Genomic DNA, 15,646 nt, shown 5'->3' on the forward strand with positions numbered 1-15,646 from the left:
CTCGGTCCGGCCGGGTCAACGGCCTTGGTGTCAGCCTTCGTTCGGGCCTCGTTCAGCCCTGGTCGCGGCCGTGGGCGGCCCTCACCGTACCCTCGCGCACCGCGCCGGCGGGTGATCGTTCCATGGCCTGGGCCAGTTCGACCAGACCGCCGGTGCCGGAGACCTCCGTGGCCCGCAGCCGGTAGGTGCTCGGGCTGTCCAGGGGTTCCTCGCGGGCGGCGGCGCGGCGGGCGGCGTCGGTGAGCATCGCCGCCTCCGCGGCCAGCCGGGCCCGGTGCGGGTCGCAGCCCGCGCGCAGGGCGGCGTCCCGGGCCGTGACCCGCACCCGGTCGTCGAAGTACGGGGCGAGCGCCAGCAGGGCGTCGTGGATGGACACCTCCCGCCACTGGAGGCGCTCGCGCGGGGAACGCCACCAGGAGGCGGCCGGTCTGGGAGCGGTCGGCACGAACCGCAGCAGCGCCGCCAGCGGGGCCAGCCGCCGGTAGTCGCCCAGGCCCCGCCAGTGCGCGACGGCGCTCGGCAGCAGCCGCGGCAGGACGAACCCGGCGGAGCAGGTCAGCGCGCCGAGCGAGGCCATGGGCGGGGCGACGTAGGTGGACAGGAAGTCCAGGTCGTGCCCGGTCAGCCGGGCGACGACGGCGGTGTACTTGGTCGCCTGGAAGCCGATCGTGTCCAGCAGCACGCCCACCATGATCAGCCGCAGCCCGGTGCGCAGCAGGCCGGTGACCTCGCGGCCCCACTTCAGGCACATCACGCACATCGCCAGTGTCGCCGCGGTGTGCCCGGCGAGGTAGAGCAGGATCATCTCCCGCAGGTACGGCGTGTTCGCGTAGTAGGTGTCCAGGTCGGAGAGGCGCTCGGTGTCGGCGTCGGCCAGCACGAACAGGACGACGAGGGCGGTGATCAGCAGCGTGTACGCGGCGATCGTGCCCAGCACCAGGCGGCGCACCCGGTCCCCGGGGCCGCCCCGCCACAGGATCAGCAGCACCACCAGCGAGCAGCTGTACGCCGAGAGCATCCCGTAGGTCAGCGGGGCGCCGAAGTTGGGGACGCCGGTGAGGTCGTTGACCGTGGCCAGCGTCAGCGGGGCCGCGCAGACCAGGACGAGGGCGCCGAGGAGGATGGCGGCGCAGGTGGACAGGACCGTGGGGTTGCGCACGGCGGTGGCGGGCCGGCGCAGCAGTACGACGCAGGACAGCCCGAACACCAGGGCCGCCACATACACGACGACACTCATACCGGCCTCCGCGCGTGCCGTCGCGTGCGCTGTCGCGCGGGTGCCGCCGGGTTCACGGGGTCCCCGTGGGCGTGGACGCGGTGACGTCGAGGGCACGGGCGGCGGTACGGGGGAGAGGGCCGGCCAACGCGTCGGCGACCCGCGCGAGCGCCTCCGGACCGGGCACGCGCAACGGCCCCCGGTCGTCGCGGTCGGGGGCCGGCGCCCGCGTCGCCGGGCCCAGGCCGGCGTCCGGGCCCGGCCAGGCGTCCGGGCCTGCGTCCGGGCCTGCGTCCGGCCAGGCGGCCGGGCCTGCGCCTGGCCTGGAGCCCGCGCCCGCTCCGGTGCTCAGCCTCGGGGCCGGCGCCCGCGTCGCCGTGCTGAGGCCGGCGCCCGGGTCCGCTGCGGCGCCCGGCCTGGAGCCCGCGCCCGGCCAGACGTCGGGCCCGGCGCCCGCACCCGCCCTGGTGCCCAGCCTCGTCTCAGCCCCGGCGCCCGGCCCGGCGCCCGCACCCGGCCCGGCACCCGCAACTGCTCCGGCGCCCGCACCCGGCCCGGCGCCCACAACTGCTCCGGCGCCCGCACCCGGCCCGGCGCCCGCCCCCGTCGCGTCCCGTTGCACCGCCTCCGTGATGATCACCGCCCACGCCAGGGCCGCCGCCCGTTCCGGATCCCCCGTCTCGCGCAGTGCCGCCCGGCGGGCCCGGTCGTACAGCTCGGCGTCGAAGTGGGCGTCGAGGTGGCCGAGCGCGTTGTGGATGCTGGTCTGGCGCCACATCAGCCGCGTCGCCGGGGACGCCCAGCGGGGCCGCGGCAGGCGCAGGGCGCGGCGGGTGAGGACGTCCTCCAGGGCCCGTTCCAGCGGTTCGAGCCGGGCGTAGGTCCGCCGGGCCCGCCGCCACCGCGTCACCCACGGGGCGGCCAGCGGGATCAGCACCCCGGTGACGGTGAGCAGCGCGCCCAGCCCCGCGGCGGCCGGGGAGACACCGGTGACCAGCACCGACCAGTCCCGCCCGGTCCAGCGGGCCAGCACGGCGACGAGCTTGGCGACGCTGTACCCGGCGCTGCACAGACTGCCGACGCCCAGCAGGGCCAGCCCGGTCCGCAGCAGGCCGTCCACCTGCCGGGCCCAGCGCAGCGCCGACACCGTGGTGACGCCGGCGGCGGCGAGGTGCCCGGCCAGGTACAGCACGATCATCTCGGCGAGGTACGGCGTGGTCGCGTAGTAGACGTCCAGGTCGGTACGGCGTTCCACCGGCGCCTCGCCCAGCGCGAACGTCACCGCGATGCCGACGACCACGCCCGTGTAGGCGAGGATCCAGCGCCGGGCGACCCGGTGCACCGCCGGTCCGCCGCGCCAGTACACGACCAGTACTTGGGAGGCGGCGCTGTACGCGGTGATCGAGGCGTACGTCAGCGGCGCGGCCAGGTTGGGCGTGCCGCCGAGCCGGTTGACGGCGCCGACCGTCGGCGGGGCGCCCAGGAAGAAGCAGAGCCCGGCCAGGCCCAGCACCGCGCAGATCGCCCGCAGGTACGGGTCGTGCCGGTGCCTGAGCAGGTCCGGCGCCTTCACCGCCAGGCAGATCCACAGGACGGTACAGCTCGCGTAGTTGAGCAGGGCACTCATCCGCGCTGCCCGCGGTAGTTGAGCGCGGCGCCGATCCGCCCGGCCAGCCCCTCGGCGTCGGCGCCCTGGTCCGCGTACCCGGTCTCCTCCGGTTGCTGGAGCCAGGTCCGCAGCCGGCGGCCCATCAGCATGCCGAAGCGGTCGGCGTCCTGTTCCTCGGCGAGGCTGAAGTCGGTGCGGGCGGCGGCGGGCCGGGGCGCGGCGCCGGGGGCGGGCGGGGCGTCGGCGTCCCGGCGGCTCATGTGCCAGACCTCGTGACACAGGATGACGATCTGGTGCCACACGGCGGCCCGCCGGTCGACCACCACCACGTCCTGGCTCGCCCCCTCCAGCCACAGCCCGCTGGCGGTGTGCGGCGGGAACGTCTCGCGGCGCACGACGAGTTCCCGGCCCCGCCAGGCGGCGACGGACTCCACCAGCGCCTCGAACAGCACCTCGGGGTCGGCGGGCAGCGGCACCCGGATCGGGTCGATGAGCGCGTCGGCGAGGCGACGCATCTGCCTGCTCTTACGCACCGCTTTCCCCTTGCTCGCCCATGCCCGTGCCGACGCCCATGTCCACACCCGTGCCCATGTCCACGCCCGTGCCCGTGTCCACACCCGTGCCCGTGTCCACGCCCGTGCCCGTGTCCACGCCCGTGCCCATGTCCACGCCCGTGCCCGCCCGGCCTCGGGCGCGGGGGCGGCGCGCGGTCACCCGTGCAATATGCCAAGCCGGCCGGCCCTTCGGCCACTCCTTCCCGAGCACCGAAACCCTCCCGCTCACTCGGCCACCCGCGCCGTCCCCCGCGGCCCGCCCCGGTCACCCCGCCCGCCCCGCCCGGCGGTGATCAGCGGCAGACACGACCCGCAGAACGCGGTGAGCGGCGAATACACCCAGGGCGCCGAGACGGTGCGCACCCCGGTGAGCCGGTTGACGCGGGCGACGGCCGAGGGTGCGGCGGAGACGAACACCGCGAAGTCCATCGCTCCCCCTTCGCGACTCCTCCGGCCCGCCGTCCGGCGGGGTACAGAGCGTACGCGCCTGTGGATGTGCGCGTCATCGTGTCCAACCCATTGACGTGGGGGGTGTTCGACTTTACGGTCCGTTCGAAGTTACGGGCATCATTCGAGATACCGAACAACAGGGGACCGGTGTGCCCGGTCACCGACGGACAGATGGGGCAGGGCATGGGACGACCTGGCCTGAATCGCAGGCAACTTCTCGCCGGACTCGGCGGGTTGACGGTCGCCGGAAGCTTCGGCTTCGCGGCGCTCGGAACCGGAGCCGACGCGCTCGCCTCCGGAGCGGACACCCGCGTGCGCTACTGGAACCTCTTCAGCGGCGGCGACGGATACAACATGATCGCGATGCTGGACTCCTTCCGTAAGGAGAATCCGGGCATCGAGGTGAAGGACTCCACCCTCCAGTGGGGCAGCCCCTTCTACACCAAGCTCGCCATGGCCGCGGCGGGCAACCGCGCACCGGACCTCGGCGTGATGCACCTGGGCCGCGTCACCGGTTTCTCGCCCGGCCGCCTCCTGGACCCCTGGGACGTCGACCTGCTCGCCAAGTACGGCGTGCGCGAGCGGGACTTCAACCCCGAGCTGTGGAAACGCGCCGTCATCGACGGCAAGCTCTACGCCCTCCCGCTCGACATCCACGTCCAGCTCTGCTTCTACCGCAAGGACGTGCTGAGGAAGGCGGGCCTGCTCGGCACCGACGGGCACATGGTGTCGCCCACCTCGGTGGACGAGTGGTTCGCGATGCTGAAGGAGGCCAAGGCGGCCACCAAGAAGGGGCTGCAGACCATCGGCCTGTGGCACAACGACATGAACTTCCAGTGGTGGTTCTTCGTCGCCTTCTACACCCAGCTCGGCGGCACCTGGTTCAGCGCCGACAACACCAAGGTCACCTTCGACACCGACAAGGCCACCCAGGTCCTGGAGTTCCTGCGCCGGCACCTCGCCGAGGGGTACGCCGATCCGGGCTTCGGCGGCAACGCGGGTGCCGAGCAGTTCGTCAACGGCTCCCCCTTCTGCTGGGAGGGCAACTGGTCGGTACCGGTCTTCGACAGCGCCAAGGTCGAGTACGGGGCGGTCCCGCTGCCGCCCGTCTTCGGCACGCAGGCCACCCACGCCGAGTCGCACTCCTTCGTGCTGCCGCACCAGTCCGGCCGCGGCGGCGCCACCAACGAGGGCGCCCACCGGCTCGCCGCCTACGTCGTCAAGCACGCCCGGCAGTGGGCGGCCGGCGGCCACATCCCCGCCTACACCCCCACCCTGACCACGGCCGCGTACCAGAAGCTCCAGCCGCAGAACGAGTACGTCACGGCGATGGACCACCAGGCCACCGAGCCCAAGGTGTGGTTCGCCGGGTCCACCGGCATCCTCGCCCAGCGGGTCGGCCCGATCGTCGTCTCCTCGACGACCGGCTCCGCGAAGCCGGACGCCGTCGCCCGCAAGATGAAGAGCACCCTCGCCACGCTGCTCGCCATGAAGAACCCGATGGACGGCAAGACCGCCGCCGAGGGAGGTGCGGTCGCATGACGACGACCAGCGCTGAGACCGTCGTCCGCCCGGCGCGCGCCAAGGCCGCCGCCGACAGCGTGACCGTCCGCCGCAAGCAGGGCTTCCAGCACGGCGGCTGGTTCGTCGCCCCGTTCCTGCTGCTGTTCACGCTCTTCGTGATCTGGCCGCTGCTGCGCGGCGTCTGGCTCAGCTTCACCGACGCCAACATCTCCGGCGACGCCGCGAGCTTCGTGGGCCTCGACAACTACCGGGAGGCCCTGGGCGACTCGCTGATGTGGGACGCGCTCGGCCACAGCGCGTTCTTCACGCTGCTGGTGGTGCCCTGCATCACCGTCCTCGCCTTCCTCCTCGCGATGCTGGCCCACCACATCGAGCGCGGCAAGTGGCTGTGGCGGCTCTGCTTCTTCCTGCCGTTCCTGCTGCCGTCCACCGTCGCGGGCAACCTGTGGCAGTGGCTGTTCAACCCCGGCAACGGCATGATCAACCACGTCTTCGGCCTGGAGACGCCCTGGCTGACCGACAAGTCGTACGCCATGTTCGCCATCGTCATCTGCACCCTGTGGTGGACGGTCGGCTTCAGCTTCCTGCTCTACCTCGCCGCCCTCCAGGGCATCCCCGCCCACCTCTACGAGGCCGCGCGCCTCGACGGGGCCAACGCCTGGCACCGCATGGTCCACATCACCCTGCCGATGCTGCGCAACATCACCGGTCTGGTCGTCGCCCTGCAGATCCTGGCCTCGCTCCAGGTCTTCGACCAGGCCGTCGTGATGACCGACTTCACCACGGGACCGGAGGACAGCACCCGCACCTTCGTGCAGTACACCCTCGAACAGGGCTTCACCAGCTACCGCGTGGGCTACGCCTCCGCGATCTCCATCATCTTCTTCGTGCTCATCGCGGCCGTCGCCCTAGGACGGATGTGGCTGCTGCGCAACCGTGAGGAGGGCGGCCGATGACGACCGTACCGATGACCAGGCGGCCCCGCCGGTCCTGGACCCCCAGCCAGATCGTCCTCACCCTGCTCGGCGTCGCCGTCTCCGCGGTGATGCTCTCCCCCCTCCTGTGGGCCCTGTTCACCTCGCTCAAGTCGGAGACCGAGTCCGTCGAGGTGCCCACCCACTGGCTGCCCGAGGACTGGACCGGCCAGGCGTGGTCGGCCATCTTCGAGACCGGCAACATCACCAACTGGTTCGTGAACTCCCTGGTCGTGTCGGTGTGCGTGACCGCCGTCGTCCTCCTGGTCAGCAGCCTGGCCGGATACGGCTTCGCACGCACCGAGTTCCGCGGCAAGGGACTGCTGATGGGCGTCGTGATGGCGGGGCTGATGATTTCCCCGGCCGTGCTCGGCGTCCCCTTGTTCACCACCGTCCAGCAGATGGGCATGGTCGACACCTACTGGGGCATGATCCTGCCGCAGTGCGCGCCCGCCGCGATGGTCTACATCCTCTACAAGTTCTTCCAGGGCGTCCCGCGCGAACTGGAGGAGGCCGCGTTCATCGACGGCGCCGGCCGCTGGCGCGTCTTCTTCACGATCATCCTTCCGCTCTCCCGCCCCTCCCTCGCGGCGGTCGGCATCTTCACCTTCATCAGCTCCTGGAACAACTTCCTGTGGCCGTACATGGTGACCAACAACCCCGACCTGATGACCATGCCGAACGGCATCGCGACCGTCATGAACTCCTACGGCATCCAGTGGGCCCAGCTGATGGCCGGCGGCCTGATGGCGGGCCTGCCCCTGATCGTCGTCTTCGTCTTCTTCCAGCGGCAGATCGTGGCGGGTGTGGCGCACACCGGCCTCGCCGGCCAGTAACCCACCCCCAGGGAACCCGACTTGAGACGCTTCCGACTCGCGGCGCTGCTCGCCGCGGCCGTCGTCGCCCTGCTCCCGTCCACGGCGACCGCGGCCACCTACCCCGACCCGCGGCCCGTCACGGGCCAGCAGATCATCCACGACCCGACCGTCATCCGCCTGAAGTCCGGCGGCTACGTGGCGTACTCCACCGGCGGGGTCATCGGCGCCCGCACCTCCACCGACCGTGAGCACTGGGAGGACGCGGGCAACGCCTTCGCCACGCCCCCGTCCTGGTGGTACGAGTACAACGCCACCGGCGACCCGTGGGCGCCGGACATCAGCTACCGGGCCGGCCGCTACTGGCTGTACTACGCCGTCTCCTCCTGGGGCACCAACCACTCCGCGATCGGCGTGGCCACCTCCCCGACCGGCCTGCCCGGCACCTGGACCGACCAGGGCAAGGTCTTCACCTCCGAGACCACCGACACCTGGAACGCCATCGACCCGGCGCTGATCCGCGCCGACGGCAGACTGTGGATGGCGTTCGGCTCGTACTGGTCCGGCATCCGCATGGTCGAACTGGACCCGCGTACCGGCAAGGCGCTCCCCGGCACCACCGTCCACCACCTGGCCACCCGCCCCGACGAGCCGTACGCCGTCGAGGGCCCGTACATCGTCAAGCACGGCCGCTACTACTACCTCTTCGCCTCCTACGACGCCTGCTGCTCGGGCGTGAACTCCACGTACAAGATCCGCGTCGGCCGCTCGGCGTCGGTCACCGGCCCCTACACCGACAGCACCGGCACCCCGATGCTGGAGGGCGGCGGCGACCTCCTCCTGACGGGCCACGGCCGCTACATCGGCACGGGCGGCCAGTCCGTGTTCCGCGACCGGGGCCGCGACGTCCTCGCCTACCACTACTACGACGCCGAGGACGAGGGCACGCCCAAGCTCGGCCTGAACGACCTGACCTGGCAGAAGAACGGCTGGCCGGTGGTCCGTTAGCCACCGTCCCCCGCCCCGGACCGGACACCGACCCCCTGGAAGGAAACAATGCGCACCGCCCGCTTCACCCTCGACCCCGCCTTCACCGTCGCCGAAGTGAACCCCCGCCTCTTCGGCTCCTTCGTCGAACACCTCGGCCGCTGCGTCTACACCGGCATCTACGAGCCCGGCCACCCCACCGCCGACGAGGCCGGCCTGCGCCAGGACGTCCTGGACCTCGTCAGGGAACTCGGCGTCACCGCCATCCGCTACCCCGGCGGCAACTTCGTCTCCGGCTACAAGTGGGAGGACTCCGTCGGCCCCGTCGAGGACCGCCCCCGCCGCCTCGACCTCGCCTGGCGCTCCACGGAGACCAACCGCTTCGGCCTCTCCGAGTACATCGCGTTCCTGAAGAAGATCGGCCCCCAGGCCGAGCCGATGATGGCCGTCAACCTCGGCACCCGGGGCGTCGCCGAGGCCCTGGAACTCCAGGAGTACGCCAACCACCCCTCCGGCACCGCCCTGTCCGACCTCCGTGTCGAGCACGGCGACAAGGACCCCTTCGGCATCAGTCTGTGGTGCCTGGGCAACGAGATGGACGGCCCCTGGCAGACCGGCCACAAGACCGCCGAGGAGTACGGCCGGATCGCCGCCGAGACCGCCCGCGCCATGCGCCAGATCGACCCCGGCGTCGAACTGGTCGCCTGCGGCAGCAGCGGCCAGGCCATGGAGACCTTCGCCGAGTGGGAGGCGACGGTCCTCAAGGAGACGTACGACCTCGTCGACTACATCTCCCTGCACGCCTACTACGAGCCCCTCGACGGCGACGTCGACTCCTTCCTGGCCTCCGCCGTGGACATGGAGTCGTTCATCGAGAACGTCGTCGCCACCTGCGACCACATAGGCGCCCGCCTGAAGTCCAAGAAGAAGATCAACCTCTCCTTCGACGAGTGGAACGTCTGGTACCTCTCCCGCACCGACGCCGAGGTCGCCGCCCTCGACTGGCCCGAGGCCCCCCGCCTGCTGGAGGACAACTACAGCGTCACCGACGCCGTCGTCTTCGGTTCCCTGCTGATCGCCCTGCTCCGGCACGCCGACCGCGTCACCGTCGCCTGCCTCGCCCAGCTCGTCAACGTCATCGCCCCGATCATGACCGAGCCGGGCGGCCCGGCCTGGCGGCAGACCACCTTCTTCCCCTTCGCCGCCGCCTCGCAGTACGGCCGCGGCCAGGTCCTCGACGTCCGGGTGGACTCACCGACGTACGAGACGAAGAAGTACGGCGAGGCCGACCTGCTGCACGCCACCGCCGTGCGCGCCGAGGACGGCACGGTCACCGTCTTCGCCGTCAACCGCTCCCGCACCGACGCGCTCCCCCTCGACGTGGCCCTCAACGGCCTGGACCTCACCGAGGTCGTCGAGCACAGCGCCCTCGCGGACGCCGACGCCGAGGCCCGCAACACCCTCGCCGAGCCGGAGCGCGTCGTCCCGCACCCGGTGGACGGCACGGCCCTGGACGGCGGCCGGCTGACCGCCACCCTGGAGCCGCTGTCCTGGAACGTGATCCGCCTGGCCTGAGCCGCGCTCAGCGGCCGGGGGAGGACACCGCCTGGAGCGGCACGCCCCCGGCCGCGCCGCCCAGCACCGTCAGCCGTACGGTGCCGGGCCCGGCGTCCGTCGTCCCGTCGGTCAGCACCGCGAGCGCGAGGGTGTTGGCGGAGCGGGGGCGCAGGATGCCGCCCGGCAGGACGAAGGTGTGCTGGGCGCCGTCCTGTGCGGGGGCGTACTGGCCGATGTTCCAGCCGTTGAGGAAGATCTGCGCGCGGCAGGCGCCGCCGCCCTCCAGGACGAGCCCGAACGAGGCGTCGACCCCGGCGGGCACCTCCGGCCGGAAACCGGTCCGGTACCAGGTCTCGCCCTGCCGCCGCCCGGTCCGCGTCGACTCCACCGGCTCCCAGCCGTCGCCGTCGGCACCCGGCAGGTGCCAGCCCTCCCGTTCCCCGTGCAGCCCGCCGTTGTTGAGGGGCCCGCGCACGGGGTCGGGGGTGCCCGCGCCCCGTATCCGCCACGCGGCCCGCGGCGCGGCACCGCGGAAGGACACCTCCGTCAGCCCCCGGGCCGTCTTGCGGTCGTCGTGCGGCCCCGGCCGGACCAGTACGGCCAGTACGGCCTCCCCGTCCCGGTCCGCGAACCGCTCCCGCAGCCGCCCGGGCAGCCTGAGGACCGTCTCCGTCTCCCCGTCCGCCCCGCCTCCGCCGCCCAGCGGTTCCCCGTCCAGCCAGGCCAGCACCAGCCCGTCCGGCCCGGTGCGATGGGCCAGGGACACCGACGTGAGGCCGGCGGGGTCCGTCAGCCGCGCCCGGTACCAGACGTCGCCGTAGTGGCAGCCGTAGTCGTCGGCGAAGAGCACCGGCCCTCCGGCGGGCACGGGCGTCGTGCTGGACGACTCCGTGCGGTCGGCGCGCGTCCAGTCCGCGTCGTCGAAGCCGGGCTCGGACTCCGGGTTCCCCCTCCGCCGCCGCCAGCCGTCCAGCGCGGGCGGCGGCACCGGGGGCGCGCCCGGCAGCATGCCCTCGACGGTCAGGCTGCCGGCCCGGGTGACGTTCGCGCGCCGCGCGGTGCCGTTCCAGGTGACGGACGCCATCCCCGGCGGCCCCCACACCTCAAGACCGGTCGCCCCCGTCGTGTCCCCGGTGAGGTGCGCGGTGGAGCCCTTCAGCGTCACGCCGCGCAGCAGCGCCGGGCCGTAGACGAGGAAGGTCCCCGCGCCGGTCTCGTACGGCCACATCCGCAGCGAGGTCGCGTCGTCGGCGAAGAGCAGGATCAGCGTCCGGTCGGACCCGCCGCCCGCCACCGACACCCGGGCCAGACCCCCGATGCCCAGCGGCACGCTGACGTTGAGCCGGCCGTGGTCGTACGCCCAGGCCGCCTCCGCGTCCAGCCGCATCGTCTCCGGCTCGCTCGGGCACTCCAGCACCACCTGCGCCATCTCGCCGTGCCGCCCGGCGAACACTGCGATGTCCTGGCCGCCCACGTCGCTCAGGAACAGCATCGGCTGCACGGTGGAGTACGCCAGCTTGCGCTCCCCGCCCATCGACAGCCCGGTGGCGAGCAGCTTGGCGTCTCGTGCCGCGACCTTCACCGGCGCCTCGACGGCGGTGCCCGGCAGGGTGGTGGTGACCTCGTCGTCGGAGTCGTTGCGCAGGACGTACACCTGGGTGCCGGTGTCCGGGTTGGCCAGGTGCCGCACGCTCACCCGCCGGTCGCCCGCCCGCACCCGCGCCGCCTCCGTCAACCGGGCGAAGTCGGGCACGTGACGCGTCAGCTGGCCGAGCTGGTGGACCGGCGCCAGCCGGGACGTCGGCTTCCGGCCCCCGTCGAAGGCGGCCCCCTCGTCGTACCGGGTGGGCAGCGCCGGCGCGCCCAGCCACCCCGGGCTGATCCCGCCGAAGGCCAGCGGCCCGGCCGGCACCGCCGTCCCGCCGGCGCCGAGGCCCGCCAGCCGCAGCCGCCGTTCCTCCTCGGGCCCCGAGGTCCGCCGGACCTCCGTACCCCCCGCCACCAGGGGTACGTCGATCCCGTCCGCGCGCACCTTCCCGCGCACGTGCCGGGCCAGCGCCCGCGCGTCGGCGGAGTCCCCCGCCTCCTCCAGCCGGTAGAGCAGGACCGTGCCCTTGCCCCGGCTGTACAGGTGCCGCCGGACGGTCGCGTCGACCCGGGTCAGCCACGCGTCGGCGTGCCGCAGGTAGGCGGCGTCGGTGGTGCGCGGCCGGGCGCCGGTCGCCGCCAGCCACCCCGGCAGACCGCCGCCGTCCACGTCCGCGCCGATGTACGGGCCCGGCCGCACCACCACGTACAGGCCGGTCCCGGCGGCCGTGCGCAGGAACAGGTCCAGGTCGCGGACGCCGGTGAAGTCGTAGCGGTCCGGGGCGGGGGAGTGGACGTTCCAGGCCACCGGGATTTCGACCGCGTTGTAGCCGTGCGCGCGCATCTTCTCCAGCGCGTCCCGCCACAGGGAGGGGCTCGGCAGCCGGAACGGGTGCAGTTCGCCGGGCCACAGCACCAGACGCCGACCGTCGACCAGCAGCGAGTACCGGTCCCGGCCGACCCGGTGGCGCACCCCGTCGGCCCGGGGCCGGGGCGGCGGCGGGCCGGTGGGCACCGTCCGGCCGGCTCCGTCGGGCACCGCGCCGCTGCTCCCGCCGCCGAGCACGAGACCGAGGACGGTGGTGCCGGCGAGGGCGCTGAAGGTACGTCTGGTCAGCTCCAAGGGGGAGCGCCTCCCATCGAGCGCCGCCGTCGGCGCGGGTTCATGCGCTGTTCATGTGCGGCCCCATTCTGTACATCGGACCCCCGAATGGTCATATGGCCAGTTGAGAAGGGGTGCGTCGAACTCTCAGGTCCCGCTCAGGTTGGTGCCTTACCATCATCCCCGGCCTTTCCCTACCAGTCCGATGGGAAAGCCAGGGAACCTGTGTCACCTCCGCGAACCCGGAAAGGACGGCGGGCCGACGATGCGCACGCTGATACTGCTCGCCCTCGCGGGCCTGGGAGCCCAACTGGTCGACGGCAGCCTCGGCATGGCCTACGGGGTGACCTCCACCACCCTGCTGCTGGCGATGGGCACCAACCCGGCCGCCGCCTCCGCCACGGTCCACCTCGCCGAGATCGGCACCACCCTGATGTCGGGCGCCTCGCACTGGCGCTTCGGCAACGTCGACTGGAAGGTCGTCGCGAAGATCGGCGTCCCGGGCGCCGTCGGCTCCTTCCTCGGCGCGACCGTCCTGTCGAACCTCTCCACCGAGGTCGCCGAGCCGGTGATGTCCCTGATCCTGCTCGGCCTCGGCCTGTACGTGATGTCCCGCTTCACCCTGCGCGGCCTGCCCAAGGACCGCCTCGGCAAGCCGCTGCGCCGCCGCTTCCTGACCCCCCTGGGCCTGGTCGCCGGGTTCCTCGACGCGACCGGCGGGGGCGGCTGGGGCCCGGTCGGCACCCCGGCGCTGCTGGCCAGCGGCCGGATGGAACCCCGCAAGGTCATCGGTTCCATCGACACCAGCGAGTTCCTGGTGGCGATCGCCGCGAGCCTCGGCTTCCTCTTCTCCCTCGGCTCCCAGGGCATCGAGTGGACCTGGGTCGTCGCCTTCCTCCTCGGCGGCCTGGTCGCCGCGCCGATCGCCGCCTGGCTGGTCCGGATCTTCCCGCCGCGCGTCCTCGGCTCGGCGGTCGGCGGCGTCATCATCGTCACCAACGTCCGCACCCTGATCAACAGCGACTGGGCGGGGGTGTCGGGCACCCCCGCCGTCCTCCTGTACGTCGCCCTGTACGTGCTGTGGGCGGCGGCGCTCGCCTACTCGATCCGGGCGCACCTGCGGGAGCGGGCGGAGGAGGAGCGGACGCCCGCCGGTGCGACGGCCGCCGATGCCGGGGCTGCCGGCGCCACGGCCGCCGACGTCACGGCCGACGTCACGGCCGACGTCACGGCCGACGTCACGGCCGACGGACCGGCCGACGGACCGGCCGGGCGGGTGCCGCAGCCGGTCGGCGAGTAGGCCGGCGCGGCAGGGTTCGCCGCGGCGGCGCTCACCTCGGCAGGGTGAGGATCTCCGCGCCGTCGTCCGTGATGGCGATCGTGTGCTCGCTGTGGGCCGTGCGGCAGCCCGTCGCGCTGCGGAGCGTCCACCCGTCGGCGTCGGTGACCAGCTCGGCGGTGTCCGCCATCACCCACGGCTCCAGCGCCAGCAGCAGGCCGGGGCGCAGAGGGTAGCCGCGGCCGGGCCGGCCGGTGTTCGGGACGTGCGGGTCCTGGTGCATCGTCGATCCGATGCCGTGGCCTCCGAAGTCGGTGTTGATCCGGTACCCCGCCTCCTTCAGCACCGTGCCGATGGCGTGCGAGAGGTCGCCGATGCGGGCGCCGGGCCGGGCGGCGGCGATCCCCGCGGCCAGCGCGCGTTCGGTCGCGTCGATCAGCGCGACGCTCTCCGGGGGCCTCGCCTCGCCCACGACGAAGCTGATGGCGGCGTCCGCGGCGACACCGCCGAGGGAGACGGCGAGGTCCAGGGTGAGGAGGTCGCCGTCGGCCAGCGCGTAGTCGTGCGGCCGTCCGTGCAGTACGGCGTCGTTGACCGCCGTGCAGATGTAGTGCCCGAACGGGCCCCGGCCGAAGGACGGCGCGTAGTCGACGTAGCAGGACTGCGCCCCCGCCTCGAAGATCATGTCCTTGGCCCAGCGGTCGATGTCCAGCAGGTTCGTGCCGACCGTGCTGCGGCGCTTCAGCGCGTGCAGGATGTCGCCGACGAGAGCGCCGGTGTCTTTCGCCCGGGTCAGCAGGGTGGGGTTGAGGATCTCGATCACGGGGCGTCCCGTCCTTCTGGTGTGGCCAATAACTATACCGGCCATACTATACCGGTATTGAAATTGCCGCCGTGTCCGCCGTGCCCTCTGCGCACGCCGTGCCCTCTGCGCACGCCGTGCCCTCTGCGCGCGCCGTGTCCGCCGGGCGCGGCGCTCACCTCGAAGGCGGCGGGCGGGTCCGGCTGCCGGGTGCCGGACCCGCGGCCGGACTCCGGCCGGGCCGCCCGCCCGCTCACCGCCCCCCGTACGCCCCCGCGTCGATGTCCTCCAGCAGGGTCGGCCCGGTGGGCGTCCAGCCCAGCAGTTCCTGGGTCGCGGTGCTGGTCGCGGCCCCGTTCATGCCGAAGAACGTGCCGATCCAGCCGAAGTGGTTCTGCGCCTCGGCCGGGTCGACGGAGGCGACGGGCAGGTCGTAGGCGCGGCCGATCGCCTCCGCGATGGCGCGGGTCGGCACACCCTCCTCCGCGATGGCGTGCAGCCGGGAGCCCGCCGGCGCCTTCTCCAGGCCGAGCCGGACCATGCGGGCGGCGTCGGTCACGTGCACGGCGGCCCACCGGTTGGTGCCGTCGCCCGGGTAGCCGGAGAAGCCCTTGTCCTGGGCCACTGAGGCGATGATCGAGACGAACCCGTGGTCGCCGGTGCCGTGCACGGTGGGCGGGAAGCGCAGGCTCACGCTGTGCACGCCGCGCTCGACGTAGTCCAGGGCGAGGTTCTCCGTGCCGCCGCGCGGCGAGTCGGGGCCGTGGGCCGGGGACGGGTCGTCCTCGGTGGCGGGCCGGCCCTGCGCGAGGCCCGCGATCCCCGCCGCGAGCAGGAACGGCCGGCCGCTCCCGGCGAGCGCGTCGCAGATGGTCTGTACGGCGGCCCGCTCGGCCGCCGCGGTCGCCACCGGGTCGGTGAAGTCGTGCTTGTTGGCCAGGTGGATGACGGCCTCGGCGGCCTCGGCGCCGAGCCGGATGCCGTCCAGGTCGTCGAGGTCGCCGCGGCGGACCAGGGCGCCCTTCGCCTCCAGGGCCGCGGCGGAGGCGTCCGACCTGGCCAGACCGGTGACCTCGTGACCCGCGGCGAGCAGTTCGTCGACGACGGCGGAGCCGATCCAGCCGGTGGCTCCGGTGACGAAAACGCGCATGACGTGCTCCTCGTGTTCGGACATGCGGTGATGTCTGTGA

The 15,646-nt window shown here is 73.1% G+C and carries 14 protein-coding genes; 6 read left to right on the forward strand and 8 right to left on the reverse strand.

What is annotated here, in order from left to right; translation table 11 throughout:
• Positions 1-52 precede the first annotated feature (52 nt).
• From ACIQR3_RS22070 to ACIQR3_RS22090, 5 genes are all read right to left on the reverse strand, one after another.
• Positions 53-1,237: an MAB_1171c family putative transporter gene (locus ACIQR3_RS22070; RefSeq protein ID WP_403541396.1), complete on the reverse strand. Its 1,185-nt coding sequence runs from the start codon at positions 1,235-1,237 to the stop codon at positions 53-55.
• Between the two features lie 52 nt (positions 1,238-1,289).
• Complete coding sequence (locus tag ACIQR3_RS22075) at positions 1,290-2,843, reverse strand: MAB_1171c family putative transporter (protein WP_403541399.1); 1,554 nt, start codon at positions 2,841-2,843, stop codon at positions 1,290-1,292.
• Positions 2,840-3,340 (reverse strand): toxin, encoded by a 501-nt coding sequence (locus ACIQR3_RS22080; protein ID WP_403541546.1) that lies wholly within the window; start codon positions 3,338-3,340, stop codon positions 2,840-2,842. Before ACIQR3_RS22080 ends, ACIQR3_RS22075 begins: the two co-directional genes overlap by 4 nt.
• A gap of 10 nt (positions 3,341-3,350) precedes the next feature.
• Positions 3,351-3,539, reverse strand: a complete 189-nt coding sequence (locus ACIQR3_RS22085; protein ID WP_403541401.1) for a hypothetical protein — start codon at positions 3,537-3,539, stop codon at positions 3,351-3,353.
• Positions 3,540-3,604: 65 nt separating this feature from the next.
• The gene (locus tag ACIQR3_RS22090) at positions 3,605-3,808 is read right to left on the reverse strand and encodes a hypothetical protein (RefSeq protein WP_403541403.1); all 204 of its coding nucleotides are present in this window, start codon (positions 3,806-3,808) and stop codon (positions 3,605-3,607) included.
• Positions 3,809-4,012: 204 nt separating this feature from the next.
• Here ACIQR3_RS22090 and ACIQR3_RS22095 point away from each other — a divergent pair, with 204 nt between their 5' ends.
• From ACIQR3_RS22095 to ACIQR3_RS22115, 5 genes are read left to right on the forward strand one after another with little or no spacing between them, the layout of a single operon-like run.
• The gene (locus ACIQR3_RS22095) at positions 4,013-5,371 is read left to right on the forward strand and encodes an extracellular solute-binding protein (protein WP_403541405.1); all 1,359 of its coding nucleotides are present in this window, start codon (positions 4,013-4,015) and stop codon (positions 5,369-5,371) included.
• Positions 5,368-6,309: a carbohydrate ABC transporter permease gene (locus tag ACIQR3_RS22100; RefSeq protein ID WP_403541408.1), complete on the forward strand. Its 942-nt coding sequence runs from the start codon at positions 5,368-5,370 to the stop codon at positions 6,307-6,309. The genes ACIQR3_RS22095 and ACIQR3_RS22100 overlap by 4 nt, the downstream gene beginning before the upstream one ends.
• A complete protein-coding gene (locus tag ACIQR3_RS22105) occupies positions 6,306-7,163 on the forward strand; it encodes a carbohydrate ABC transporter permease (protein ID WP_403541410.1) in 858 nt (285 codons plus the stop codon). The genes ACIQR3_RS22100 and ACIQR3_RS22105 overlap by 4 nt, the downstream gene beginning before the upstream one ends.
• A gap of 21 nt (positions 7,164-7,184) precedes the next feature.
• Positions 7,185-8,150, forward strand: coding sequence for an arabinan endo-1,5-alpha-L-arabinosidase (locus tag ACIQR3_RS22110; RefSeq protein ID WP_403541413.1), 966 nt, complete (start codon positions 7,185-7,187; stop codon positions 8,148-8,150).
• Positions 8,151-8,198: 48 nt separating this feature from the next.
• Positions 8,199-9,704: an alpha-N-arabinofuranosidase gene (locus ACIQR3_RS22115; RefSeq protein WP_403541416.1), complete on the forward strand. Its 1,506-nt coding sequence runs from the start codon at positions 8,199-8,201 to the stop codon at positions 9,702-9,704.
• 7 nt (positions 9,705-9,711) lie between these two features.
• On the opposite strand, the gene ACIQR3_RS22120 is transcribed toward ACIQR3_RS22115, so the two are convergent.
• Positions 9,712-12,396, reverse strand: coding sequence for a beta-galactosidase (locus ACIQR3_RS22120; protein ID WP_403541419.1), 2,685 nt, complete (start codon positions 12,394-12,396; stop codon positions 9,712-9,714).
• 244 nt (positions 12,397-12,640) lie between these two features.
• Here ACIQR3_RS22120 and ACIQR3_RS22125 point away from each other — a divergent pair, with 244 nt between their 5' ends.
• Positions 12,641-13,675, forward strand: a complete 1,035-nt coding sequence (locus ACIQR3_RS22125; protein ID WP_403541421.1) for a sulfite exporter TauE/SafE family protein — start codon at positions 12,641-12,643, stop codon at positions 13,673-13,675.
• 31 nt (positions 13,676-13,706) lie between these two features.
• On the opposite strand, the gene map is transcribed toward ACIQR3_RS22125, so the two are convergent.
• Both map and ACIQR3_RS22135 read right to left on the reverse strand, forming a co-directional pair.
• Positions 13,707-14,477, reverse strand: coding sequence for a type I methionyl aminopeptidase (gene map / locus ACIQR3_RS22130; RefSeq protein WP_403541423.1), 771 nt, complete (start codon positions 14,475-14,477; stop codon positions 13,707-13,709).
• A gap of 232 nt (positions 14,478-14,709) precedes the next feature.
• Positions 14,710-15,606 carry an SDR family oxidoreductase gene (locus ACIQR3_RS22135; RefSeq protein WP_403541426.1) on the reverse strand — a complete coding sequence of 299 codons (897 nt, stop codon included), beginning with the start codon at positions 15,604-15,606 and terminating at the stop codon, positions 14,710-14,712.
• Between the last annotated feature and the right edge of the window lie 40 nt (positions 15,607-15,646).

It is taken from the genome of Streptomyces sp. NPDC090994 (assembly GCF_044768905.1).
In the GTDB taxonomy this organism is placed as follows: Bacteria; Actinomycetota; Actinomycetes; order Streptomycetales; family Streptomycetaceae; genus Streptomyces.

What these genes read in the sequence shown, in the direction of transcription:
- ACIQR3_RS22070 (WP_403541396.1), bottom strand. Translation starts at nt 1,237, where the DNA reads ATGAGTGTCGTCGTGTATGTGGCGGCCCTGGTGTTCGGGCTGTCCTGC.
- ACIQR3_RS22075 (WP_403541399.1), bottom strand. Translation starts at nt 2,843, where the DNA reads ATGAGTGCCCTGCTCAACTACGCGAGCTGTACCGTCCTGTGGATCTGC.
- ACIQR3_RS22080 (WP_403541546.1), bottom strand. Translation starts at nt 3,340, where the DNA reads ATGCGTCGCCTCGCCGACGCGCTCATCGACCCGATCCGGGTGCCGCTG.
- ACIQR3_RS22090 (WP_403541403.1), bottom strand. Translation starts at nt 3,808, where the DNA reads ATGGACTTCGCGGTGTTCGTCTCCGCCGCACCCTCGGCCGTCGCCCGC.
- ACIQR3_RS22095 (WP_403541405.1), top strand. Translation starts at nt 4,013, where the DNA reads ATGGGACGACCTGGCCTGAATCGCAGGCAACTTCTCGCCGGACTCGGC.
- ACIQR3_RS22100 (WP_403541408.1), top strand. Translation starts at nt 5,368, where the DNA reads ATGACGACGACCAGCGCTGAGACCGTCGTCCGCCCGGCGCGCGCCAAG.
- ACIQR3_RS22105 (WP_403541410.1), top strand. Translation starts at nt 6,306, where the DNA reads ATGACGACCGTACCGATGACCAGGCGGCCCCGCCGGTCCTGGACCCCC.
- ACIQR3_RS22115 (WP_403541416.1), top strand. Translation starts at nt 8,199, where the DNA reads ATGCGCACCGCCCGCTTCACCCTCGACCCCGCCTTCACCGTCGCCGAA.
- ACIQR3_RS22125 (WP_403541421.1), top strand. Translation starts at nt 12,641, where the DNA reads ATGCGCACGCTGATACTGCTCGCCCTCGCGGGCCTGGGAGCCCAACTG.
- ACIQR3_RS22135 (WP_403541426.1), bottom strand. Translation starts at nt 15,606, where the DNA reads ATGCGCGTTTTCGTCACCGGAGCCACCGGCTGGATCGGCTCCGCCGTC.